The organism is Luteibacter sp. NPDC104163 (assembly GCF_055584245.1).
The window spans coordinates 72069-96038 of record NZ_JBVJMK010000008.1 but is presented as its reverse complement, the minus strand read 5'-3'; the positions used below and the strand labels follow the sequence as shown (position 1 = coordinate 96038).

The 23970-nt window shown below is 66.7% G+C and carries 22 protein-coding genes; 11 read left to right on the top strand and 11 right to left on the bottom strand.

Annotated features, from left to right (window positions below):
* Positions 1 to 31: 31 nt before the first annotated feature.
* Positions 32 to 901 carry an alpha/beta fold hydrolase gene (locus tag ACZ6YI_RS11970; RefSeq protein ID WP_465778855.1) on the bottom strand — a complete coding sequence of 290 codons (870 nt, stop codon included), beginning with the start codon at positions 899 to 901 and terminating at the stop codon, positions 32 to 34.
* Positions 902 to 1011: 110 nt separating this feature from the next.
* Here ACZ6YI_RS11970 and ACZ6YI_RS11965 point away from each other — a divergent pair, with 110 nt between their 5' ends.
* Entirely contained in the window at positions 1012 to 1575 is a 564-nt protein-coding gene (locus ACZ6YI_RS11965) for a CGNR zinc finger domain-containing protein (RefSeq protein WP_465778854.1), read from the top strand.
* Between the two features lie 20 nt (positions 1576 to 1595).
* Here the strand turns inward: ACZ6YI_RS11965 and ACZ6YI_RS11960 are convergent, their stop codons facing one another.
* A complete protein-coding gene (locus ACZ6YI_RS11960; RefSeq protein ID WP_465778853.1) occupies positions 1596 to 2711 on the bottom strand; it encodes an FAD binding domain-containing protein in 1116 nt (371 codons plus the stop codon).
* A 132-nt stretch (positions 2712 to 2843) separates the two neighbouring features.
* Here ACZ6YI_RS11960 and ACZ6YI_RS11955 point away from each other — a divergent pair, with 132 nt between their 5' ends.
* On the top strand, positions 2844 to 3173 hold the full coding sequence (locus ACZ6YI_RS11955; protein WP_465778852.1) for a hypothetical protein: 330 nt from the start codon (positions 2844 to 2846) through the stop codon (positions 3171 to 3173).
* An 84-nt stretch (positions 3174 to 3257) separates the two neighbouring features.
* Here the strand turns inward: ACZ6YI_RS11955 and ACZ6YI_RS11950 are convergent, their stop codons facing one another.
* Positions 3258 to 5474: a TonB-dependent receptor gene (locus tag ACZ6YI_RS11950; protein ID WP_465778851.1), complete on the bottom strand. Its 2217-nt coding sequence runs from the start codon at positions 5472 to 5474 to the stop codon at positions 3258 to 3260.
* A gap of 148 nt (positions 5475 to 5622) precedes the next feature.
* Positions 5623 to 7368, bottom strand: a complete 1746-nt coding sequence (locus ACZ6YI_RS11945) for an FAD-binding oxidoreductase (protein ID WP_465778850.1) — start codon at positions 7366 to 7368, stop codon at positions 5623 to 5625.
* A gap of 172 nt (positions 7369 to 7540) precedes the next feature.
* Here ACZ6YI_RS11945 and ACZ6YI_RS11940 point away from each other — a divergent pair, with 172 nt between their 5' ends.
* Complete coding sequence (locus ACZ6YI_RS11940) at positions 7541 to 8608, top strand: NAD(P)H-dependent flavin oxidoreductase (protein WP_465778849.1); 1068 nt, start codon at positions 7541 to 7543, stop codon at positions 8606 to 8608.
* 102 nt (positions 8609 to 8710) lie between these two features.
* Here ACZ6YI_RS11940 and ACZ6YI_RS11935 read toward each other — a convergent pair whose 3' ends face one another.
* A complete protein-coding gene (locus tag ACZ6YI_RS11935; RefSeq protein ID WP_465778848.1) occupies positions 8711 to 9478 on the bottom strand; it encodes a glycosyltransferase family 2 protein in 768 nt (255 codons plus the stop codon).
* An 80-nt stretch (positions 9479 to 9558) separates the two neighbouring features.
* Between ACZ6YI_RS11935 and ACZ6YI_RS11930 the strand changes: the two genes are divergently transcribed.
* The 3 genes from ACZ6YI_RS11930 (at position 9559) to ACZ6YI_RS11920 (ending at position 12416) form a co-directional block, all read left to right on the top strand.
* The gene (locus ACZ6YI_RS11930) at positions 9559 to 10599 is read left to right on the top strand and encodes a CDP-glycerol glycerophosphotransferase family protein (RefSeq protein ID WP_465778948.1); all 1041 of its coding nucleotides are present in this window, start codon (positions 9559 to 9561) and stop codon (positions 10597 to 10599) included.
* A 68-nt stretch (positions 10600 to 10667) separates the two neighbouring features.
* Positions 10668 to 11327, top strand: a complete 660-nt coding sequence (locus ACZ6YI_RS11925) for a M24 family metallopeptidase (protein WP_465778847.1) — start codon at positions 10668 to 10670, stop codon at positions 11325 to 11327.
* Positions 11328 to 11384: 57 nt separating this feature from the next.
* Entirely contained in the window at positions 11385 to 12416 is a 1032-nt protein-coding gene (locus ACZ6YI_RS11920) for an alpha/beta hydrolase (RefSeq protein WP_465778846.1), read from the top strand.
* Here the strand turns inward: ACZ6YI_RS11920 and ACZ6YI_RS11915 are convergent.
* The 3 genes from ACZ6YI_RS11915 to ACZ6YI_RS11905 are packed head-to-tail and all read right to left on the bottom strand — an operon-like array spanning position 12397 to position 14521.
* Positions 12397 to 12663 (bottom strand): DUF3325 family protein, encoded by a 267-nt coding sequence (locus tag ACZ6YI_RS11915; RefSeq protein WP_465778845.1) that lies wholly within the window; start codon positions 12661 to 12663, stop codon positions 12397 to 12399. The genes ACZ6YI_RS11920 and ACZ6YI_RS11915 overlap by 20 nt on opposite strands.
* On the bottom strand, positions 12660 to 14207 hold the full coding sequence (locus ACZ6YI_RS11910) for a PepSY-associated TM helix domain-containing protein (protein WP_465778844.1): 1548 nt from the start codon (positions 14205 to 14207) through the stop codon (positions 12660 to 12662). The genes ACZ6YI_RS11915 and ACZ6YI_RS11910 overlap by 4 nt, the downstream gene beginning before the upstream one ends.
* Positions 14204 to 14521, bottom strand: a complete 318-nt coding sequence (locus ACZ6YI_RS11905) for a hypothetical protein (protein ID WP_465778843.1) — start codon at positions 14519 to 14521, stop codon at positions 14204 to 14206. The genes ACZ6YI_RS11910 and ACZ6YI_RS11905 overlap by 4 nt, the downstream gene beginning before the upstream one ends.
* A 534-nt stretch (positions 14522 to 15055) precedes the next feature.
* Here ACZ6YI_RS11905 and ACZ6YI_RS11900 point away from each other — a divergent pair.
* Positions 15056 to 16042, top strand: coding sequence for a glycoside hydrolase family 43 protein (locus ACZ6YI_RS11900; RefSeq protein WP_465778842.1), 987 nt, complete (start codon positions 15056 to 15058; stop codon positions 16040 to 16042).
* Between the two features lie 71 nt (positions 16043 to 16113).
* Here the strand turns inward: ACZ6YI_RS11900 and ACZ6YI_RS11895 are convergent, their stop codons facing one another.
* Positions 16114 to 17538, bottom strand: a complete 1425-nt coding sequence (locus tag ACZ6YI_RS11895) for a glycoside hydrolase family 19 protein (protein WP_465778841.1) — start codon at positions 17536 to 17538, stop codon at positions 16114 to 16116.
* Between the two features lie 256 nt (positions 17539 to 17794).
* Here ACZ6YI_RS11895 and ACZ6YI_RS11890 point away from each other — a divergent pair, with 256 nt between their 5' ends.
* Positions 17795 to 18379, top strand: a complete 585-nt coding sequence (locus ACZ6YI_RS11890) for a TetR/AcrR family transcriptional regulator (RefSeq protein ID WP_440327304.1) — start codon at positions 17795 to 17797, stop codon at positions 18377 to 18379.
* Here ACZ6YI_RS11890 and ACZ6YI_RS11885 read toward each other — a convergent pair whose 3' ends face one another.
* Both ACZ6YI_RS11885 and ACZ6YI_RS11880 read right to left on the bottom strand, forming a co-directional pair.
* Positions 18380 to 19312 (bottom strand): patatin-like phospholipase family protein, encoded by a 933-nt coding sequence (locus ACZ6YI_RS11885; RefSeq protein WP_465778840.1) that lies wholly within the window; start codon positions 19310 to 19312, stop codon positions 18380 to 18382.
* Positions 19313 to 19336: 24 nt separating this feature from the next.
* On the bottom strand, positions 19337 to 20362 hold the full coding sequence (locus ACZ6YI_RS11880) for a class 1 fructose-bisphosphatase (protein WP_465778839.1): 1026 nt from the start codon (positions 20360 to 20362) through the stop codon (positions 19337 to 19339).
* A 274-nt stretch (positions 20363 to 20636) separates the two neighbouring features.
* On the opposite strand from ACZ6YI_RS11880, the gene ACZ6YI_RS11875 reads away from it, so the two are divergent.
* From ACZ6YI_RS11875 to ACZ6YI_RS11865, 3 genes are all read left to right on the top strand, one after another.
* Positions 20637 to 21275: a glutathione S-transferase family protein gene (locus ACZ6YI_RS11875; RefSeq protein ID WP_440326425.1), complete on the top strand. Its 639-nt coding sequence runs from the start codon at positions 20637 to 20639 to the stop codon at positions 21273 to 21275.
* Between the two features lie 69 nt (positions 21276 to 21344).
* Positions 21345 to 22049 carry a helix-turn-helix transcriptional regulator gene (locus tag ACZ6YI_RS11870; RefSeq protein ID WP_440326419.1) on the top strand — a complete coding sequence of 235 codons (705 nt, stop codon included), beginning with the start codon at positions 21345 to 21347 and terminating at the stop codon, positions 22047 to 22049.
* A 175-nt stretch (positions 22050 to 22224) separates the two neighbouring features.
* Positions 22225 to 23955 (top strand): DUF885 domain-containing protein, encoded by a 1731-nt coding sequence (locus ACZ6YI_RS11865; protein WP_465778838.1) that lies wholly within the window; start codon positions 22225 to 22227, stop codon positions 23953 to 23955.
* Positions 23956 to 23970: the final 15 nt, after the last annotated feature.

Genomic DNA, 23970 nt, shown 5'->3' with positions numbered 1-23970 from the left:
CCACAACGCTGGTTACCTCTTACACCGCGAGCTACTTCCCAAACACCTCGCGAATGCGCTGGGCGATGTGCTTGCCGTGCGTTTCCAGCGCGAAGTGGCCGGTATCGAGCAGCTCGACCACTGCATTAGGGTTGTCGCGGCGGTAGGCCTCGGCGCCCGGCGGGATGAAGAACGGATCGTGCTTGCCCCAGATCACCAGGGTGGGCACCTGCTTCTCGCGGAACAGGCGCTGGAAGTCGGGGTACTTCTCCAGGTTGGTCCGGTAGTTGAGGAACAGGTCGAGCTGGATGTCGGTGTTGCCCGGGCGCTGCATCAGCAGGTGGTCGAGCTGCCACATCATCGGGTCGAGCAGGGTCTGGTCGGGCACGCCGTGGGTGTACTGCCACTTGATGCCTTCCAGCGTGGTTGCTTCGCGCACACCCTCGCGGTTGGCCGGCGTGGCGTCTGCCCAGTACACGCGGACGGGCGCCCAGGCGTCACCCAGGCCTTCGAGGTAGGCGTTGCCGTTCTGGCTGACCAGGCCCGCGAACCGCTCCGGCTTGGCCAGTGCAAGGCGCAGGGCCGAGGGCGCGCCGTAGTCGAACACGTAGAGGATGTACTTCTTCAGGTCGAGCGCATCGACGAACGCCTCGAGGGTCTTGCCCAGGCTGTCGAAGGTGTATTCGTAGCCGCGGCCTTCCGGCACTTCGGTGAAGCCGAACCCCGGCAGGTCGGGGGCGACCAGGTGGAACTGGTCCTTGAGCTCGCTGAACAGCTCGCGGTACTGCAGGGAGCTGGTCGGGAATCCGTGGACGAGCAGGAGGGTCGGGGCCTCGGGATTGCCGGCCTCGCGATAGAAGACGCGGACGCCATCGGCGTCGACATAGCGGTGGTGGACGGGATACTCGGCGGCATGGGTCATGGCAGTGCTCCTCGCAGGTAACCTGTATAAATTGATTAGAAGGGTTACGCACAGGCTAAACATCGACCATGTAACTTGTCAATAGCCGTTTTAAAGGTTACAATTTGGCCATGAATCCCGTTACCTCGCTCGAGATCCCGCCGATCATCGCGGACCAGCCCGCGCTGGACCTGATCAACACCGTGGTCATGGAGAACGGTGAGTCGGTGGACCACCTCGTCTCCGACGCTGCCACGGCGGCCTGGCTGTCGCGGATGACGGGCCGCCCCGTAGAGGCTTCGGCCGGCCTGGGCGCGCGGGCCGTCGAACTGCGCGAGGTCATCCGCCAGGCCGTGCTGGCGCGCAAGCGTGGCGATGCGATCGACGCCGCCCACCTCAATGCCCTCACCCGGCATATGAGCAGCCACCTCGAACTGGTCCCGCACGCGGGCGGGATGCATGCCGAGCGCCGCTACGAAGGCGATGCCTCGTGGCGCGCGCTGGCGCCGCTGGGTGAGGCGGCGATCAGCCTGCTCGCCGATGGCGACTTCAGCCTGGTGCGCGAGTGTGAGCACGAAGAATGCTCCCTGTGGTTCTACGACCGCACCAAGTCGCATCGCCGGCGCTGGTGCAGCATGGCGATGTGCGGAAACCGGCATAAGGTGAGCCGGTTCCGCGAGCGGCAGTCGAAGTAAGCCGCGCGGCGTCGACACGGCTAGGCAGGCTGCAGCGACTCGCCGAGCTGGCGCCCGTACGCCGCGATCCGCCGGCCCACGGGCAGGCGTTCCGCTTCATAGGCCACCAGCGCCTCGCGCACGGGAAGCCGGCGTAGCGCGCCGACGAGCGTCATCGCATCGCCGGCGGCTTTCGCCGCACCCATGGCGGTATGCGGGCGCACGACGAACGCGGCATCGCCAAGCAAGGCGATGCGGCCGGAGGCCATGCGGGTGCCCTCGTGGTCGAAGATCGCCTGGACGAATGGTTCTGGCTCGGCTTCTACCACCGCGCGGAACGCGGGTGGCAATGCCTCACGGGCCGCGAGGCGCAAAGCATCACGCTCACCCGCAGGTACTTCCCCACGGGCCAGTGAATACGGATGGATACGCCCTTCCGCATCGGTCAGCGTCTGGCGCAGGCCGGCAACGCCCGCCGCCTGGCGATACCAGACCCAGTTGTAGCGGCGCCGCCCGGGCGCGATCTCACCATTCGGGCCCGGCACGAGGTAGCCAAGCGCCTGGCCTCCGGGCATGAAGAAGAAAGCGAAACGCTCGAACAGCGAGGAGGAAGCGATCGGCGGTACCTCGGCTTCCGGCAGCAGCCCGCGCCACGCGACATAGCCGGCGTAGTGGTTATCGCGCTGGGTCGGCGTCACCACGCTGCGCACCACCGAGCCGAGCCCATCCGCGCCGATTACGCAATCGAAGCCGATCCGCTGGCCGTCGGCGAGATGGATGAAGGCCTGCGTCGCGGATTGCTCCACGCCCGCGACGGTCAGCCCTGCGTGGTAGCCATGCGCCGGTACATGTGCGAGCAAGGCGCCGTACAAGCCATCCCACGACACCTGCATCTGCGGGGTCGGCTCAGTGCTGGCGATGCTGCCGTCGACGGCAAGCACGATGCGTTCGTAGGCGACCACGCCCACCCGCGCGACCGATTCCGTGCCGAGCCGGCGCAGCACTTCGAAGATCTCGTGCTGCGCGACCAGCCCCGCACCACGGCCCGCCAGGCCGCCTTCGGTGCGCTCATACACATGCACGTCGTGGCCATCCGCGTGCAGCAGGGCCGCCGCAAACAGGCCCCCGAGCGATCCGCCGACGATTCCGATGCGCATGGGTTTCCGGGACTCCGTGTGACGTGCCCGTGAAACGTAACAACCTGCGAGCACGCGCGGCTTGCAGTTTCCTGTGGATGGCGGCGCCGTTGTGACGTTACGATCCGGCCAACGCCGCCGTGAGAACCCGCCGTGCCCCGACTTCCCCAGATGTCGCCGCTCGCCGAAGGCAGCAGCCGCATGGTCTGCAGTATCTCCGCCGGCATGGTGGGCGCATGCCTCACGGGCATCGGCCTGCTGCGCGTATCGATCACGGTCAGCAAGAGCCAGACCATCGCCGACGACCTGCTGGCGGTCGACGCGGTGTTGTTCCTGGTGGCGACGTTATGCGCGTACTTCGCGCTGCGCGTGGATTCCCAGGCGCGCCTGCATCACCTCGAGCGCACCGCGGATATTTTCTTCATCCTGGCGATGGTGTTGCTGACGGCGGTGTGTTTCATCATCACGTATATGACGCTGTAGGGAAGAGCATCGCGCGCAAGCGCGCTCCCACAAAAGACCTGCGCAGGCCCTTGTGGGAGCGCGCTTGCGCGCGATGGTTCTTGCTTAAAGGTCGAACGTAGCGGAGACCATCACCGTGCGCGGCGTGCCCTGGGTGAGGTAGCCGCCCGTGGCCGATGCCCAGTAACCCTTGTTCATCAGGTTCTGCACGCTGACGTTGAAGGTGACCGGCACGTTCTCGAGCTTCGGCGTCACGCGGGCGCCGATGTCGTACGTCGTCCACGCCGGCACGCGCAGGTCGTTGTTCACGTCGAGGTACTGCTTGCCGGTGCGCACGGCACGGGCGCTCAGCGTGAGGTCCGGGGTGTTCGGGATGGTCCATTCCACGCCCGCGTTCGCCTGGAAGCGCGGCACGCCGATCGCGTCGTTGCCATCGCTCAGGCCGCCCTGGGTCTTCACCAGCTCCGGCTTCACGTAGTTCGCGCCACCGAGGATGCGCACGCCCTTCACCGGTTCGCCGAAGAAGCTCCACTCGATGCCGCGGTTACGCTGCTCGCCATCGACCACATATGTGTTGGTGCCGTCGACGTACGCGCTCGGCTGCTTGATCTGGTACAGGCCGAGGCTGCTGCCGACCGTGCCGGCGTCGAACTTCACGCCCACTTCGTTCTGCTTGGCCTTGTACGGCTTGAACACCTGGCCGGCGTTCGTGACCGGCTTGCCGTTGAAGTTCACCGGAGCTTCGCCGCCCTGGGTGAGCGCTTCGATGTGGTTGGCGTACACCGCCCACTGGTCGCTGATGCGGAAGTTGGCGCCAACGACCGGGCTGTTCGTGTAAGCGCTGTATTCGCTGGTCTTGGAGCCCGGCACGCCATCCACCGCATAGGCATAGCCCGCGACGAGCAGCTTCTGGCGGCGGACGCCGACGCTGACCGCGAGGCGGTCATCGAAGAAGCCGAGCGTATCCGACAGGGCCAGGCTGCGCAGCTGCGTGCGGCCCGTGATGCCCGGGCTGCTGATCGGGCCGACGTTGTAGATGTAGTCCGGCAGCGCGACGTAGGTCGGGCTGTAGATGTTGGTACGGATCGTGGACGAACCTGCGTACGCGGCCTTCTTGTTCGTGGTCAGGGCCGAGAAGCCCAGCGTCACGCGGTGGGTGACTTCACCCGTATCGAAGTGCGCGTTGAAACCCGCCTCACCGGTACCGGTGTTGGCGATGTACGGCACGGTGAAGCGGCCTTCCGTCGCGTTGCCCGCGTTGTCGACCAGCGAGGGGCTGACGTAGTCGCCGAACTCGTTGCCATGGTGCGCGCCCGCGGCCACGTAGCCGGTGAGCCACGGGGTGAAGTCGTACTCGGCACGAACCACGCCGAAGGTATCTTCCAGCGACGAGCCCGACCACGGCTGCGAGTAGTTCGTGCGTGCCGAAGGTGCGCGCGGCACTTCGGTCGCACCGCCGATGTACACGACCGAACGGCCGCCGTTGATGTCCTGCTTCTGGTAGCCGACATCGGTGGTGACGCGCAGCTTCTCGCCCTGGTAATCGAACGCGATGGAGGCGGCGGTGACGCGGCGCTTCTCGCCATCGATGGATGCACCGCCTTCGCGGTGCACGGCGTTCACGCGCAGGCCGAATTCCTTGTTCGCACCCCAGCGACGGCCGAAGTCGACGGTTTCGCCGATCTGGCTATCGGTACCGTAGTCGACGCCCACGCGGGTGATCGGCTCGACCTCGGCGCGCTTCGGCGCGATGTTGATGCCGCCGCCGATACCGCTGCCGCTGACGCTGATGCCGTTGAGGAACGCGTTCGCACCCTTGAACACTTCGACGCGGCTGATCAGTTCCGGCGCGAGCAGCTGGCGCGGCAGCAGGCCGTACAGGCCGTCGAAGCTGATGTCATCGCTGGCCAGCTGGAAGCCGCGGATGGTGAACACCTGCGAGTAGTTGCCGTAGCCGAAGCCGTAGCGGACCGCCGGGTCGTTCTGGACGACATCGCCCAGCGTGCGCGACTGCTGCGCGCGGATCAGGTTGTCGGTGTAGCTGGTCAGGGCGAACGGGACGTTCATCGCATCCTGGTTGCCGAGGACGCCGAAGCGGCCGCCGCGGGCGACCTGGCCACCGGCGTAGGCAGCCGTCGGCGCTGCCATGTCAGCGCTCACCTGCACGCCGGAAAGCGTGGTGGCGTTCTCCTGGGCCTTCTTCTGCGCATCGGCCACGTCAGCGTCGGCGGCATGCACCGATGCGGAGACGAGGAGGGCGCCGACAAGGGCGCTACGGACAGAGACCGCGAGGCGGCGGCGGGGCAGGCGGGAGGCGAACATGGCGGATCCTGGTGGGTGGCGTGGCACCCAGTAATGCGAATGGAAATGAGAATAGGTCTCAAGTATCGCGCATTACACGGCTGTTGCATAGCAACAGCCTGTCGCAGGTATTTGATCCAACCCGGCCTGCCCCAAGGCTTTCGGGCCCTTAGCCGATCCCGTTGCGCACTACGAACGTGCCATCGGGGTCGTACTTTCGCTTGACCGAGGCCAGCCGGGGCGCGTTCGTGCCCCAGTAGGCCTTCTGGTAATCCTTCTGGAAGTAATCGCTCTCCGAGAAGTAGGCGCCCGCACCGGGCGCCACCTGGGTCAGCCTGGCGTAGGACTTCTGCACGGCATCCGATTCCCGCTTCGCCTTGACGTCGTCGCGGTGGGCATCGGGCAGCCCTTCGAAGACCGCGGGGCCACCGGCGCCGATGATGACCAGGGCGAACGCGTCGAGCACCTCGGGGTTCATGGCCGTGTCGCGCGCCCTGGCAAGGGTCTCTTCCGAAGCGCCGTAGAGACCCTTGTTGAAATGGAACGAGAAGCCCCGGATCTGCGCCGCCTCGACGATGGCCGTGGCGAGTGTCCCGATGTGTTCCTCCTTGAGCAGGCGCGAAGGCATCCAGGCGGAGGTGTAGGCGTAGATGTACGTGCCGACCTGCTCCTGGTCGCCGGCCCAGGCCATGTGATACCCCGGGGTGCCCGGCCGGTTATCCGGCACGGCGTAGTTCAGGCCCTGCGCCTGGAAGAAATCGATATCCCAGAGGTGCCGGGCAGGCAGGGTCGCCAGCCAGAAAGGACTCGTCCAGGTGTACGCCTTGCTGGCGGCCACCCAGTCGAGAAAGGGTTGCCAGGCCGCCCTGGCCTGGTCTTCCGCGAGGCCCTGGAAAAACATCTGCAGGTCGATCCGCCGGTCGCCGTGGAACTCGATCTGCTCGCCCCAGTGGGGGTTGCAGAGGCGGTCACGGAAGTGGGCCATCACCTTTGCGACCAGCGCGTGGAACGCCTCGTCGCTATCCGCCTGGATCTTGCCGCGGACGACGCCGACAGACTGGGGCAGATAGTGCGTGCGGAACGTCAGGCGGGTAATCACGCCGAAGCTGCCGCCACCGCCACCCTTCAGGGCCCAGAACAGGTCCGGATCCTTGTACGCGTTCACGACGCGGATCACCCCATCGGCCGTGACGACCTCGGCCTCCAGCAGGTTGGAAGCCCCGGTACCAAAGCCCTTCGACATGCTGCCGAAGCCGCCGCCGTTGGTGAAGCCGGCGCAGCCAACCGTGGTGCAACCGCCGCCCTGGATATAGCGGCCGCCCATGGTCGTGACGGCGTGGTAAGCGTCGATCCACATGGCGCCGGCGCCGACGTGTGCGGCGGGAACACCCGCCGTGCCGGCCGTCGCTCCCTGGGGAACGAAGCCGTCCACGAGCTGGACCGAGTTCATCTTCCGGGTCCAGATAAGCAGTGAGTCAGCGGCGTTGGAGGCGCCGAGATAGCTGTGGCCGCCGCCGCGGATCACCAGCCGCACCCGGTGCTTGCGTGCCCAGGTCACGGCCGTGGCGATGTCCTGCGCGCTCTCCGCGGCCAGTGCCCGGGCGCTCGGGGTCGAGGTCCAGGCGTTGTAGTAAGCACCGGTCTGGGTCAGGCCCGGCTGGTCACCCACGTAGAACTGGTTGCCGATGTGGGCCAGGGCGTCCTCGCGGGTCGCCGGGTCGAGCAGCGGGTTCTTCGGAATGGAGAGACGCCCACCGACCTGGCGGTTCAGCGCGTCCCAGTCCGCATCCGTCGGCCAGCCCGCGGCACCCGGTTTCAACCAGCGTCCGCCGCCGGTGACGTAGGCGTCCACCTTCGCGGCCAGCGGCAGCAGCGGGAGGACAAGGGCGGTCTTCAGCAGGGTGCGGCGGTCCATGGTCGTTCTCCTTTGGGTTGCCACCGATCCTGCGCCGTGACGCGGGCGCTGGCGCGGCCGCGGGGAGGAAAACCGCCAACCCGGGGACGAACCGCGGGTGGGTGGGGACAAGCGGGATGGCCCCAACGGGCGCATCATGGGCGCTTCCTCCGTCCCCGGGAGCTTCCCCCTCATGTCCACCTGGACCGACCGCCGCCTGCTCGACCTGTTCCGCATCGACACGCCCATCCTGCTTGCGCCCATGGCGGGCTCCGGCGGGTCGGCACTCGCCATCGCGGTGGCGAAGGCGGGCGGGCTGGGTTCGATTCCGTGTGCGTCGATCAGCGTGGAGAAGGCGACCGAGGAGGTCGCGGTGTTCCGCGGCGCCGTGGCGGCCCCGATCAACCTGAACTTCTTCGCCCACCAGCCGCGTACGCCGAACGACGACGATCAGCGGCGCTGGCTGGGGCGGCTGGCGCCTTACTTCGCCGAGTTCGGCGTCGACCCGGCCAGCCTCACGTCCGCCGGTGGCCGTGCGCCGTTCGATGACGCCATGTGCCGCATGGTCGAATCGCTGAAGCCGGAGGTGGTGAGCTTCCATTTCGGGCTGCCGGCCCGCGAGCTGCTCGAAAGGGTCCGGGCCACCGGCGCGAAGATCATCGCCGCCGCCACGACCGTGGCCGAAGGCCGCTGGCTCGCCGACCGGGGCGTCGACGCGGTGATCGCCCAGGGCAACGAAGCCGGCGGCCACCGCGGCAACTTCCTCACTGATGACATGGCGAGCCAGCCCGGTCTGTTCGCACTGGTCCCGCAGATGGTGGACGCGTTGTCGGTACCGGTGATCGCCGCCGGCGCCATCGCCGATGGGCGCGGCATGGCCGCGGCGCTGATCCTGGGCGCCTCCGCCGTCCAGATCGGTACGGCCTACCTGCTCTCGGATGAATCGGTGAGCGTGCCCGCGCACAAGGCCGCCGTGAAGCAGGCCCGCGACGACAACACGGCCGTCACCAACGTGCTCACCGGCCGCCCCGCGCGCGGTGTGATCAACCGGATCATGCGTGAGGTTGGGCCGCTATCGCCGGATGCGCTGCCCTTCCCGCTGGCCGGCGGCGCGCTGGCGCCCATGCGCGCGGCAACGGAGAAGCTCGGCCACGGCGACTTCCAGCCGCTCTGGAGCGGCCAGGCCGGCGCACTGGCGAGGGAAGGCAGCGCCGAAGCCATCACCCGCCGCATCGCCGACGAGGCTGCAAAGCTCTTGTAGGCCACGATCTTGTGGGAGTGAGCTTGCGAACGATAGGCGCGCGGAAGAGCATCGTTCGCAAGCTCACTCCCACACCACGCGTCTCGGCCCGCCGACGGGAAGTTACGGCTTCTGCCCGTGCTGGAGCAGGTACAGCTTCACGTATTTCCGCCGCACGTATTCCACCCGCAGCAGCGCATACACGATGCCCCGCCAGCCATCGAGGAACCCGGCGCGTAGCACGTAGCCGCGGAAGAACCGCCACATCGGGCTCACGATGATCTGGGTGAGCGTCGCGCGCTTGCCCGCGGCGAACTCCTCGGTGGCCATCATGTGCGCGTAGCGCTCCTGCTTGGCCATCAGCTCGGAGAGCGAGCGGTACGGGTAGTGATCGAGGTAGCCGCCGAGCATCTTCACGTCGCCATCGACGCTCACCGATTCATGGATCTCGCGCGGTCCCCGCCAGCCGCCCTGGCGGCGGTCGAACAGGCGCAGCACCTTGTCCGCACCGGCGTTGCCGTGCTGCATGAAGCGGCCGAAGAAATCATTGCGGCGGTAGAAGCGGTAACCGGCCGCACCGGCGAAGCCGGCATCGAAGGCCTTCTCGATCGCCGCACGCAGTTCGTCACCGACGCGCTCATCGGCGTCCAGGCAGAGCACCCACTCGTGCTTCGCCTGCGCCACGGCGAAGGCTTTCTGGCTGCGGAACCCGTCGAACTTGCGCTCGAACACGCGCGCGCCCATTTCACGGGCAATCGCCTGGGTGTCGTCACTCGAGCCGCCATCCACCACGACCAGGTCATCGCAGAAGCTGGCGCTCGCCAGGCAATCCCGGATGCGGTCGGCCTCGTTCTGGGTGATCACGCAGAGGGAAATGGGCCGCTGGGTCATGAAAGCACGGGAAGGAAAGGGGCTGACGCGCCATAATGCCACGTTGCCCCCGACCGAGGTTTGCCGTGGCCGCGTGCCTGATGTTCGCCACCGAGGAATATGCGCTGCCGATCCTGCGCCCGCTGGCCGCTGCCGCGCAGGCGCGCGGGCAGCAGGTCGGCTGGATCGTCCCGGCCTCCGTGGCCGCGCAGCTGGCGTCAGGCGAACAACGCATCACCAGCCTGAAGGCCGCGAAAGCGCTGCAGCCCGAGGCGGTGTACTGCGCCGCCAACTGGGTCTCCCCGCGCCTGCCCGGCATCAAGGTCCAGGTCTTCCATGGCTTCAACGCGGAGAAGCGCGAGCCAGGCCGCGGACACTTCGCGATACGCGGCTTCTTCGATCTGTACGTGACCCAGGGGCCCGCCACGACGCAGCCGTTCGAAGCGCTGGCGAAGGAACATCGCTACTTCGCCGTCCGCGAAACCGGCTGGCCCAAGCTCGATCCACTGTTCATCCAGCCGCCGCCGACGCCCGATCCCTCGATCCTGCCGCGCGATGGCCGGCCCGTCGTGATGTATGCCTCCACCTTCAGCCACCGCCTGAGCGCGGCACCGGCGATGGTGGAGCCGCTCCGCCGGATGATCGCCCGCGGCGACCGGCAGTGGCTGTTGACCCTGCATCCGAAATGCGGCGAGGAACTGGTCGCCGCGTATCGCGGGCTCGAAGCGGAGAACGCGCGTTTCTACACGTCCGATAAGTTGATCGAACTGGAACGCGCCGCCGACGTGCTCGTCTGCGATACCTCATCGGTGATCCATGAGTTCGCCGTGATGCACAAGCCCGTCGTCACCATCGCGAACCGCGTGCCGCATGCGTTCATGCTCGACGTGCCGACACCGGATGATGTCGACGCGGCGATCGATCTTGCTCTGACGCATCCGCCGGAATTGATGGCGGCGATCAAGGCGCATGCGGACAACATCCATCCTTCGCATGATGGGCATGCAAGCGAACGGGTGCTGGATGCGGTGGCTGCTTTCAGGCGTGGGGAGTTCGGGAAGCTGGGGCGGAAGCCGTGGAACCTTGTTCGGCGGTTCAAGGCTGGGCGGGATTTGCCGGGGCTGCTTCCCGACGGCGCGTGATCGAACGCGCGAGACGCGTCGTGATTCCCATAGCTGGAGTAAAGTACCGGCGAGCTCAGGAGCCCTTTATGTCCAGTCCCACCGCCCAGGCCACCGGCGCCAGATTCTCCAACGAGCGCATGCAGGAAGCCCGTGAGCGCTCCTGGGCCGCGCTCCGCGACATCGCTGCCCATATCACCCCCGGCATGACCGAACCCGAAGCCATCGCCATGGCCGGTGAGCGCCTGCACGCCGCGGGCATGCAGCGCATCTGGCATCCGAGCATCATCCGCTTCGGTGCGAACACGCTGAAGACGTTCCGGCAGCGTTCGGCACCGGATACCGTGCTTGCCGATAACGACATTTTCTTCGTCGACCTGGGGCCGGTGTTCGAAGGCCACGAAGGTGACGTCGGCGATACCTTCGTCGTGGGCGATGACAGCGTGATGCACTCGTGCGCTGCAGCGGCGCGTGAGCTGTTCCGCCGCGGTGAAGCGCGCTGGCGCGAAGGCGTGACGGGCGTAGCGTTATACGACTATGTCAGCGCGGAAGCCGACTCGCTTGGCTGGCGCTTGAACCATGCAACGAAGGGCCACCGCGTCGGCGACTACCCGCATGCCGTGCACAAGGCCGGCAACCTCGGCGACCTCGATGCCGAACCCGTCCCGGGCCTGTGGATCCTGGAGATCCAGATCGCACATCCCACGCTGCCGATCGGCGCGTTCTACGAAGACCTGCTGGTGGCGTGACTCGCGCGGCCATCCGTGCGTCAATGCGTGTTCGCCAGGCATAGGGAACGACATCGGATGGTCCGTCGCACATGGGTTGCCGCGCTCGCGGTCTGCGTATTCACCGTAGCCTGTTCGAAGGCGCCCGAGACCGAGGCGCCGAAGTCGGCCGCGACGACCGCGCCACATGCCGAGGTGGCGCCCGTACCGGTCTCGGGTTCCACCGTCACCGGTGTACCGGTACAAGCCGTGCAGCGTTACGTGCTCGACGACACCGAAGTCCGCACGATCCACGCACCGAAGCTCAACCGGGACTACCAGGTCTTCGTCAGCTTGCCGCAGGACTACGCGCAGCACCCGGAGCGCAAGTACCCGGTGATGTTCGTCACCGATGCGAACTACGGCTTCCCGTTGGTCCGTAGCATCGCCCGCCGCCTCGGTGACCACGGTGACGGCACCGGGGACTTCATTCTCGTCGGCCTTTCGTACGCGGTGGGCGATACCCCGGTGTACAGCCGTCGCCGCGATTACACGCCGACAAACCACGGCCCGAGCGGCCTTACCTCCGACATGCCGGGCCGCCCGGTACTGCATGGCGAAGCCACCGCGTATCGCGAATCCATCAGGGACGACGTATTCCCGGTCATCGCCGCGAACTACCGCGCGGACATGTCACGCGCGATCTACGTGGGCCACTCCTACGGCGGCCTGCTCGGCTACGAGATCCTGCTGCACGACCCAGGCATGTTCAGCCACTACATCCTCGGCAGCCCGTCGCTGCAGTTCGATCATGGCGTCGAGTTCACCCGCATGCACGAGGCGCTGGCGAACCGGAAGGATCTCCCGGCGAACGTCCTGGTGATCCTGGGCGGGTTCGAGACACTCAGCAAGGACAAGGCCGACCGCCGCTTCAACACGGGCGTCGACATGGTCGGTGACAACCGCCGCTTCGTCGCGGAACTGCAGGCGAAGCATTACCCGGGTTTGCATGTGAACCTGATGACCGTGCCGGGCGAGGATCACCTCACGGTGTTCCCCACGATCATCACGCGCGGGATCCTGTGGGCGCTGCCGGGCTCGCGCCCCGCGTTCAACGCGACAGGCGGGTAACCGACAAGGCCACGACCAGCGCGCCGAAGGTCAGCGCGCCGAGCCAGTACACGGAACCGAGCGCGGCGCCATCGCTGGCGATGGCGGCGGCCCATGAGGCGGCGAGCAACAACCAGCCGGCGAGCTTCACGCTACGCGTCGTGGCGGCTGGCAAGGCCTTGCCGAGTACATCGCGCTGGTGCCGCGACATGCCCATGCTGAGCGCCGCAAAGCCCAGCAATGCTGTGATCAGGCACAGCAGCATCATGCGACGGCCTCCTTCTTCCGGCGCACGCGCACGACGTCCTTGCGGTTGTGCACCTTCCACGCGCAGAAGCCGAGCAGGCCAGCCAGCGCGAACATCATCAGGTCGAAGCTCGCGAACACCAGGTCGCCATGCCACAGGCTGACGAACAGCCCGCGATCGGTCGTCATCATGTCGACCACCGGTACCGCGAGGAAGCCCGCCGCGGCGACCGACAGGGTCTCGACCCATGCCCGCTTCACCGGGCGCACGATCGCGACCACGCAGAGCACGCCCCAGCCGATGAACAGCCAGTTCGCTTCCCAGTTCGGGCGCTGCACCACATCCATGGGCAGCAGGCGGTTGGCCATGAAATAGCACGCGATGCCGAAGGGCAGGCCGGCGATGGTCGCGATGTTCATGCGTTCGACCAGGCGGAAGCCGAAATACGGGCGCTCCGGATCGGGCAGCTGCATGCGTCGCTTGGAGGTCCACAGCACGAGGCCGGTGGCGACCATGGCGGTGCCGGCCAGGCCACACAGGAAGTAGAACCAGCGCAACAGCACGGGCGCGTAGCGGCCGGCATGCAGGCCGATCATCACGCTTTCGGTCTCGCGCGCGGCGCCCGGCGCAGGTGGCCGGGCGTGCATCACGCCGGTAGCAGCATCGAAGGTCAGCGTTTCACCACGCGTGTCCATGCCGGCACCGGTGGAACGGATGATCTTCACGACGCCATGCGCGTCGCCGGGGATCGGCACGAAGATGTAACCGGGCTCCGCGCCCTGCCAGGTTTCACGCGCCTGCTTCAGCATGCCCGCGATCGGAGCCATGGTGGCGTTGCTGCCCGAACGCTTCGGCGCCTCGTCGGCGCCGAACGCATCCGCGTAGTACGCGGCCCGGTTCTCGTACGCCGCGGACACGCCCCACGGCATGTACTGCGCGGCCAGCGTGACGAGGCCGGTGTACGTGATCATGAAATGGAAGGGCAGCGCGAGGACGGCGGTGAGGTTGTGCCCATCGAGCCACGAGCGCTGGCCCTTGCCGAAGCGCAGGGTGAAGAAATCCGCGAAGATCTTCTTGTGGGTGATGACGCCGCTGATGATCGCCACCAGCATGAACATCGCCGCCAGGCCCACGAGCCAGCGTGCCCAGAGCACCGGCAGGTAGTACAGGTCGAAGTGCATGCGGTACAGCCGCCAGCCGCCCAGCGTGTCACGCGCATCCACCTTCTGGCCGTGGCCGTCGACGAGGAACGCATGGTCGCGCCACTGCGCGAACGTCTCGCCCTTCTCCTTCCAGAACGCGGTGGTCGCGACCGCGCGTTCACCCGGCAGCTCGATCGACCACTGTTCCGCGTTGGCCGCGTGCTTCTGCATATAGGCCACGGCACCCTCGGCACCGGCGTCGATGTTGTGCTGGCCGCGCACCTCGGGCTGCATCCAGCGGGTGATCTCATCCTGGAAATACGCGGCCGTGCCGGTCACGAAGACCAGGAACAGCAGCCAGCCCAGCAGCAGGCCGACCCAGGTGTGCAGCCAGGCCATCGACTGGCGGATGCCCCCGTTCATGCGCCGGCCCCATGCATGGAGAGATAGAGCGCCACGCCCAGCGGTACGCAGTAGGCACTGGTCCAGAACCAGACCCGCGCGGCCCGGGCCACCGCGAACGCAAAGATCGCCACCACCGCGTAGACGGCGAAGGACACGAGCATGCCGGTCATCACCGCCTCGACCCTAGGTATCGGGAGCCACCGGGCGAAGCCGGCCGCGGTGAGCGCGGCGGCCACGTAGCCGCCGGCGGCCGCAAGGATCGTGCGTGACGCGACGTCCAGGGCGTGGGCAAGGCGTGCGCCGGGCGCGCCGGTGGAGGTGGGACGGGGCATGGACTCTCTCGGGGGACGGGCGGCCGCCATATTAATGAGATTCATTCGCAAATACGAGTCGGCATGCCCGGCACAACGCGGAAGTCCAACTCGGCATCACCTTCGGCAAGCGCAATCCCGCTCACTAACGGACGATGGCGGCGCGACGCTCTACAGCTTTTTTCCCCGTCATCCATCGGAGGCCTGTCATGGCGCAAACCTATCCATCACTACCGGACGGCCCGGTGCATTGCAGCGATTGCGCAAAGGAGGGGAAGCAAGTCGAAATGGTGGCCCAAGGCTCGTTCGACGGGGACTCGTCCTATGGGTCGGGCAATCTCCGGAGCTACCGTTGTCCGTCATGCGAATCCGTGGAAGTGTTCCATATCGGCTGACGGGCCCAGATCGAGATCCCTGTTTGCTTGAACTGACAAAGCCCCTTGTGGGAGCGCGCTTACGCGCGATCGCGCGCAAGCGCGCTCCCACATGGTTCCATCCTGTCTCCGCGTCGGGGTAGGATCGGGGTTTGTCGTACAAATGAGTGGGGAGATGGGGATGGGGATTCGCAAGGCTCTTGGGTTCGCGCTGTTCGGCGCGCTGGCTTCCACCGCGGCATTCGCGGCGCCGCCGCCCGGCCACTCGGGCAACCCGGTTTTCCCGGGCTGGTATGCCGACCCGGAAGCCGCGATCTTCGACGATACCTACTGGATCTACCCGACCACCTCGCTCGCCTACGCGAAGCAGACCGGCTTCGATGCGTTCTCCTCGCCCGACCTGGTGCACTGGACCAAGCACGCCAACGTGCTCGCGATCGGCGACATCCCGTGGGCGAAGAAGGCGCTGTGGGCGCCTTCCGTCGTGAAGAACAACGACAAGTACTATTTCTTCTTCGCCGCCAACGATATCCAGAGCGACAAGGAACTCGGCGGGATCGGCGTTGCCGTGGCGGACAAGCCGGATGGTCCGTTCAAGGACCTGCTGGGCAAGCCGCTGATCGGCGCCTTCCACAACGGCGCCCAGCCCATCGACCAGTTTGCGTTCCATGACGAAGACGGCACCTGGTACATGATCTATGGCGGCTGGAAGCACGCGAACATCGTGAAGCTGAAGCCGGACTTCACCGGCGTCGAGCCCATGGCCGACGGCACGGTGTACAAGGAAATCACTCCGGAGAAGTACGTCGAAGGCCCGCTGATGTTCAAGCGCAACGGCAAGTACTACTTCATGTGGTCGGAGGGCGGTTGGACCGGCCCGGATTACTCGGTGGCCTACGCGATCGGCGATTCGCCGATGGGCCCGTTCAAGCGCATCGGCACCATCCTGAAGACCGACCCGAAGATCGGCACCGGCGCCGGCCACAATTCGGTGTTCCACGTGGCGAAGGACGACAGCTGGTACATCGTCTACCACCGCCACCCGCTGGGCGACACCAACGGCAACGACCGCGAAACCTGCATCGACAAGATGGAATTCGACAAGGACGGGAAGATCCTGCCGGTGAAGATGACGTTTGAGGGCGTGACGCCGAAGACGCTGCGCTGAGCGTCCCGCTTTCCGTGGGAGCGCGCTTGCCGCAAGCCCCATCGCGCGCAAGCGCGCTCCCACAAGATCACTCAGCTATCCAGGTCGTCGATGATGCTCACATCCGGGAATGCCTTGCGTACGCACTGCACGTAATCGCCTGCCTTCAGCGCCGAGAACGCGGTCTGGTAGGTCACCAGCTTGCATCCCGGATCGCTGGTCCAGTTGTTTTCCCAGTAGATCGGGAGCGCCGCGGCGCTGGCCTCGGTGAACTCCTTCATGTTCCGGCAGCCGAGCTTCTCGCCTTCATCGACCGGTACGCCCAGCGTCGCGGCGAAACCGCGGTAATAGCTGATGCGGTTGGCCGATGCCGCATGCTCCGGCCCCGTGCCTCCGCACTCGACGCCGCCATTGATCACCATGGTCGTCGCGCCGAATCCCGGCACGCGGCCATCCGCGATGTCGGCGGCGTTCGGCTGCCAGGTGCCGTCGATGATGTGCAGCATGGAGGGCTTGGGCGGCTGCGGGTAGACATAGAAGAAGGTGGCGCTGCCCAGGTTCAGCCACGTGTCCGCGACGCGCTCCGGTGCGTCGAGCAGCACCTTCACGTCGCCGTACATTGCATCCGAGAACGGCCCGTAGTTGAAGTGGTAGGAAAGCTGCTTCGCGCCGCGACCGAAATAGCTCTTGAACCGGCCATCGGCCCACTTGCCGCACGGCCACGCCTCGGTCGACCAGCTCGCATGGCCGCACTCGCCGTTGTAGGCGTTGGACGCTTCGGTCATGCCCATTTCGCGCACATAGAACAGGCCCTGGCGGTACTCAGGTTCGGGACGCCAGCTTTCGTGGGCGCCGGTCTCCTGCGCGAAGTGGGCGAACATGGTGGCAAGCGTCTTGCGGCACACTGCCTCGGCCGAGGCGGCTGCCGTCGATTCGCCACACACGGCCGGGAATTTTGCGACGGCTTTGAGAAATCCCTCATAGCTGTATTCCGGAGCCCGCAGCGGGAACAGGTAATCGAACTTCGCCGCGTCGACGATGCCTTCGACCCGGCGAACGTTATCGGGGTTCTGCTCGCGACCAGGCTGCACGGCCTCGACCGAAGCGTTATCGAGCGTGCGGATGGACTCGCGAACCGGATCCATCATGGGAAACGCCGAAGCCATCGCGGCTTCGTCGGCCAGGAGCTTGCTGAGTAGCACTTCACGAGGTTGACCGGGGTCACCGGTACCTGGATCGGGCGGGATGGGCTGTTCGCCCTGGCAACCGGTGGGCGTGTCATCGGGTACACGCTCCCAGGAGGTGTCCCACGGATTCGTTGCCGACGCCACCTCGTCAGGCGTATGACCGGGGGCCGTCCACCATTTGGCCTTGAACACGGCCTGCTTCCAGTTGACCACGCAGCCGGCGGGGTAGGCGTGGGAGGGGTCGTAATCGAGGGCTTTTGCGGCGGGAGCGACAGCGAGCGCCAGCAGCGTGATGGCCGGAAGAACGGCGGTTTGGATCGTGCGTTTCATGGAGCCTCCTTGCGTATCGGGGATGTGCGCGTAGCACGGCGAAAACGTAGCCGGGCAAGTACGGACCCGCTATCCGGCGAACTCCTAAAACGCGGTAGGCCCACGGCGCGAAGTGAAGCCTGGCATGAGCGGTCGCCCGGCCATGGCACGTCGTCGCGCCTTTTCACACCCTGCCATTGGTCTCGTTATTTCAATACGCAAGGATTGGCTACAATGGCCGCAGGGTGGGGCAAGCACTCATGAACGGGCAACGGGCATGCGGTACGACAAGGGTCACAAGGAGCTGACACGGCAACGGATTGTGGAAGCGGCTTCGGAACGGTTCCGGGCCGATGGCATCGATGCGGTGGGCGTCGTCAGCCTGATGGGCGACGTGGGGCTTACGCAGGGCGGTTTTTACAACCACTTCCCGTCGAAGGAAGACCTGGTGCGCGAATGCGTGGCCACGGGTGTCGCCAGCGCCACGCAGCGCATGGCCGACAAGGTGGCGTCGTCACGCGGCGAGCGTTACCGCGCACTGGTCAACGGGTATCTCTCCACGGAACACCGCGATAATCCCGCCAGCGGCTGCGTCGCAGCGTCGCTGGCCAGCGAACTCGCGCGGCGCCCGGAAGAAACCCGCGCGGTCTTCACCGACGGCGTCGGCGACATGCTGGAGATGATCGCCTCCACGCTCCCGGACGGCGTGCGCGGCAAGCGCCGGCGCCTCCTGGCGACCGCGGTGCTGTCGTCGATGGTGGGTTCGCTCGCCTTGTCCCGCGCCGTCGCGGACGAGGGGATGTCGAACGAGCTGCTGACGGTGGGGCGCCAGTCGGCCCTGTCGCTGATCGAAGCCGGCTGATTACTTAGTCGGCACCGGCGGCTTGCCCATGGCAGCCGCCTTTTCGGCGATCTTCGCCCTGATGGCGGGGATCGCGGCAAGCGCCGCACGCTCGCCCTCCAGGATCGCGACGTTCTTCTGGTCGAAATCCGTGGGGCCGATCTGGCCGACCTTGGGCCGGATGACGATATCCGCGCGGCCCAGCTCCTGCTCCGCCAGCTTCCGCCCCATGATGGTGATGGACTGGCCGACGATGCCGGCCATGCTGCCGGGGTTGCTTCCGTCCGGCCGGGCCGAGATATCCACGGCGATGACGATATCCGCACCGAGCTGGCGCGCGGCATCGACCGGCACGGGGCTGACCACGCCGCCGTCGACGAAATGCTTGCCGTTGATCTCCACCGGTTCGAACACACCGGGGATGCTGCTCGACGCGCGTACGGCCTGGCCGGTGTTGCCGCGGACGAAGATGGCGCGATCGCCCGTCTCCAGCACGGTCGCGACGGCCGCGAACGGCGTGTGCAGCTTCTCGATCGGTTGCTGCTTCACCAGCTGGTTCACGTAATCCTGCAGCTTCTGTCCCTGGACCAGGCCGCCGGAGAACAGCCGCACGTCGCGCACGGTGGCCTCATCCAGCGAGAACGCCGTTTCCTGCAGGCGGAAGGCATCCATGCCGCTGGCGTAAAGCGCGCCCACGACGCTGCCCGCGCTGGTGCCCGAGACCACGTCGGGATGGATCCCGCTGGCCTCGAGCATCTTGATGACGCCGATATGCGCGAAGCCCTTGGCCGCGCCGCCGCCCAGCGCCAGGCCGATGCGTGGCTTGGCGGCGAGCACGGGCACCGCGGTGTCGGGGCGCTCGTTGGGCTTCACGGTGTTGCCACCGCCAAAGCAGCCGGTGAGCAGGGTGGCGAACAGCAGCGGAACCAGGCGGCTAAGGCGGCGGGACATCATGTCGTGGGTTTTCTCGGGGAAGGATCAGCCGCGGGTCTGGTCGGCTTCGAGGTGGTAACGGGTGGCGACTTCGATCTCGTTCTTCGAGCCGAGGAACACCGGTACGCGCTGGTGGAGGGCGGTCGGCTGCAGCTCCATGATCCGCTCACGGCCCGTGGTGGCCGCGCCACCCGCCTGCTCGATGATGAAGGCCATCGGATTGGCTTCGTACATCAGGCGCAGCTTGCCGGTGCCGCCCTTGGCCGTGATCTTGGCGTCGAGCGGGTAATAGAACACGCCGCCGCGGGTCATGATGCGGTGCACGTCGGCCACCATCGAGGCCACCCAGCGCATGTTGAAGTCGCGGCCGCGCGGCCCGGTGGTACCCGCCAGCAGTTCGCCAATGTAGCGCTGCATCGGGGCTTCCCAATGACGCTGGTTGGACATATTGATGGCGAATTCGGCGGTTTCGGCCGGGATGGTCATGTCGCGGCGGGTCAGCACGAAGCTGCCGTGCTCGCGATCCAGCGTGAATTCGTGGACACCGTGGCCGAACGTGAGCACCAGCAGGGTGCTCGGGCCGTAGACGACATAGCCAGCGGCGACCTGGGCCGTGCCCGGCTGCAGGAAGTCCTCGGTGGTCGGCTCGGTCACGCCATCGGGGCAGCGCAGCACCGAGAAAATGGTGCCGACCGAGACGTTGACGTCGATGTTCGACGAGCCATCCAGCGGATCGAACAGGAGCAGGTGGTGGCCCTTCGGGTAGGCATCCGGGATCGGCTGCGGGTCTTCCATCTCCTCGGAGGCGCAGGCGGCGAGGTGGCCGCCCCAGGCGTTGGCCTCGAGCAGGATCTCGTTGGACATCACGTCCAGCTTCTTCTGCGCCTCGCCCTGCACGTTATCCGAGCCGGCATTGCCCAGCACGCCGCCCAGGGCGCCCTTGCCCGTGGCCACGGAGATGCGCTTGCAGGCACGCGCCACGACCTCGATCAGCAGGCTCAGCTCGCTGTACACATGCCCGGCGCGCTTCTCTTCGATCAGGAACTGGATCAATGAAATCGGTTTCGTCATCACTCAGGGTCCGGGCGCGAAAGCACGCATTGTCCGGGTGCCGCGTGAACGGCGCCAGAGGGGGCTGCTGACAGCACGTTGTCAGTAGCCCCCGCGCAGACTCTTACCCACTGACACCACGGGAGGGGTCGCCATGAATCCGCTGCTTGAGCGCATTGCCCGGGCGTACGCACCGCTAGGCCAGCTCGGTCGGCTGATGGATGGCCAGTACCGCTTCGAGCCCGAGCTCGCTCCCACAACACACCAAGCCACGCTTGAACCACGAGGGAAGGGAATGAACACCAGCCGCATCGTTTTCCACCATGGCCCGCACAGCCGTTCCACCAGCACGCTCATGCTGCTGGAGGAGCTGGGCGCCCAGTACGACATGCACGTGCTCAACCTGGCGGCGGGGGAGCAGCGCCAGCCCGCTTACCTCAAGGTCAACCCGATGGGTAAGGTGCCGGCCATTTCCCACCATGGCCAGCTGGTGACCGAACGGCCCGCCGTGTTCACCTACCTTGCCGACCTGTTCCCACAGGCCGGGCTGGCCCCGGGCCTTGGCGATCCGCTGCGCGGCCCCTACCTGCGCTGGCTGGCCTTCTACGGGTCGTGCTTCGAGCCGGCGGTGATGGATAACTACATGAAGAACGCGGTGGCCCCGGCGACCACGTGCCCGTATGGCGATTACGAGTCGGTGCTCGGCCTGGTGGAAGCCCAGCTCCAGGGCGGCCCGTGGCTGCTCGGCGACCGCTTCACCGCCGCCGACATCCTGTGGGCCAATGCGCTCGACTACACCATGTCGTTCGGCCTGGTGGCGCGGCGCCCGGTCTTCGAGGCCTACGTGGCCCGCCTGAAGGTTCGCCCGGCGATCATCCGCGCGGCTGAGCAGGACGAAGCACTCGCCCGCGCCCAGCAGCGGGCCGCGGCCTGAGCGCCCGGGCATGGCACGGCGTGACCATCGTCGCTTCCCGCGCGCCGCGCGGAAAGCGATGATGCGCGAATGCGCCGCGCCGACCGCCTGTTCCTCATCATCAACGCCCTGCGCGGGCGGCGCACCGCGCTGCCTGCGCGCCAGCTGGCGGAAACCCTGGAGGTCTCGCTCCGCACCGTCTATCGCGACGTGGCGGACCTCCAGCTCTCCGGCGTCCCCATCGAGGGCGAGGCCGGCGTGGGTTACCTGCTGCGCAAGGGCTCGGACATCCCGCCGCTGATGTTCAACGCCGACGAACTCGAAGCGCTGGTGGCCGGTACGCGTTTCGTGCGTGCCTTCGCCGGCGAGCGGCTGGCCCGCGAGGCGCAGGCCGCGCTGATCAAGATCGAAGCGGTGCTGCCGCCGGAACTTCGCGAGCGCGCGGCGCAGTCGAAGATTTTTGCGCCGATCTGGCGCGATCCCCATCAGAACCACATCGCGCGCATGCTCGACCGCTTGCACGAAGCGGTGTTGCAGCGACACGTGCTGTGCCTCGAATACCGCGATGCGCAGGGCCGTGCGAGCACGCGCGAGGTCGAGCCGCTGTGCCTGTCGTTCTGGGGCGGCGCCTGGACGCTCACCACCTGGTGCCGGCACCGGCAGGACTTCCGCAACTTCCGCCCGGACCGCATCGAATCCTGCCGCGAATCCGGCGAGACCTTCGAAGACGTACCCGGCCGTGACCTGAAAACCTTCCTCGAGACGATCCGCGGCTATTACGCCGGACTGGAATAACCGCGGGTATCCCCAAGCCGTTGTGGGAGCGCGCTTGCGCGCGATCGGGCCTGCCGCACCACCCATCGCGCGCAAGCGCGCTCCCACAAGGCCAGGCGGCGGGACCTCTGTCACGGGCCGCGCGTGCCCTGCCCATGCCATCATCGGGCCTTTCCACGTCCCCATTGGAACCCGTATGACGCCCTGGATCCGTGCCATCGCCTTTGCCGGTCTCTTCGCCGGCGCCGCTCACGCTACCCAGCAGGCGGATGACGCCTTCAAGAGCATTTACGAGAAGGAGTGGGCGTGGCGGAACGGGCAGGCGGGCATCCTGACCTCGGGTGAAGCCCAGCCGGGCAACGGCCGCCTGGACACGGTGGATGCGGCGAGCCAGGCGAAGCGCCTTGCCTACTGGAACGACGTGCTGGCCCAGCTCGACAAGATCGATCCGAAGCAGCTCGGCGACGAAGCGCGCATCGATTACCAGGTGTACCGCGAGCAGGTCTATAACCTGGCGGCCGCGCAGCGCTTCGCGCAGTGGCAGATGCCGTTCAACAGCGACTCGGCGTTCTGGTCCGATGTCGGCTACGTCATGCACGGCGATGACCTGCGCACCCGCGAGGACTACGCCAACTACATCGCGCGCCTGAAGCAGATCCCCGCGTGGATGGACCAGGAAATCGCGAACATGCAGCTGGGCCTGGCCCGTGGCTTCACTGTGCCGCGCGCCGTGCTCGATGGCCGCGACGCGTCCATCGCCACGGTCGCCGAGCTGAAGAACCCCGAAGACAGCGCGCTGTACGAGCCGTTCAAGCGCCTGCCAAACACCATGCCGGCGAAGGATGCCGATGCACTCCGCGCCGACGCGCGCGAAGCGATCGCGAAGGGCGTGATCCCGGCCTATGCGAAGCTGCTGACCTTCTTCCGCCAGGACTACCTGCCCAAGGCGCGCACCACGCTGGCCGCGGAAGCGATGCCGGATGGCAAGGCGTATTACCTGCAGCAGATCCGCGAATACACCACGCTGGACCTGACGCCGGACCAGATCCACGCGATCGGCCTGCGCGAGGTCGCCAGCATCCACGCGCGCATGCTCGAGGTGATGAAGGAGACCGGGTTCAAGGGTGATTTCCCGGCATTCCTGCAGTTCCTGCGCACCGACCCGCAGTTCTATGCGAAGACGCCGGATGAGCTGCTGATGCGTACCGCGTGGGTGGCGAAGCAGGTCGATGGCGACCTGTCGAAGTACTTCGGCCTGCTGCCGCGGCAGCGCTTCGCGATCAAGCCGGTGCCGGCGGATATCGCGCCGTACTACACCTCGGGCCGCGGTGGCGCCGATGTGTACCTGGTGAATACCTACGACCTCCCGTCGCGCCCGCTGTTCAACATGCCCGCGCTTACCCTGCATGAATCGATGCCGGGCCATGCGCTGCAGCTGGCGCTTTCCGCCGAGCAGCAGGGCCTGCCGCCATTCCGCCGCGATGGCTACATCTCGGCTTACGGCGAAGGCTGGGCGCTGTACTCGGAGTACCTCGGCGAGGAGATGGGCATCTACCACACGCCGTACGAGCGTTTTGGCTACCTCACGTACCAGATGTGGCGCGCATGCCGCCTCGTGGTCGACACGGGCATCCACCACCTGGGCTGGACCCGCCAGCAGGCGATCGACTACCTCACCCAGAACACCGCCCTGAGCGCGCGCGAGATCGCCAACGAAGTAGACCGCTACATCAGCTGGCCGGGCCAGGCGCTGTCGTACGAACTGGGCTACCTCAAGATCCGCGAGCTGCGTGAGCGCGCGGAAAAGCAGCTGGGCGAGAAGTTCGACCTGCGCGCCTTCCACGACATGGTGCTGGCCCTCGGCAGCGTGCCGATGCCGGTACTCGAGCAGCACGTGAACGAGTGGATCGCCAGCCGGAAGAGCTGAGGTCCCGGGGACCAT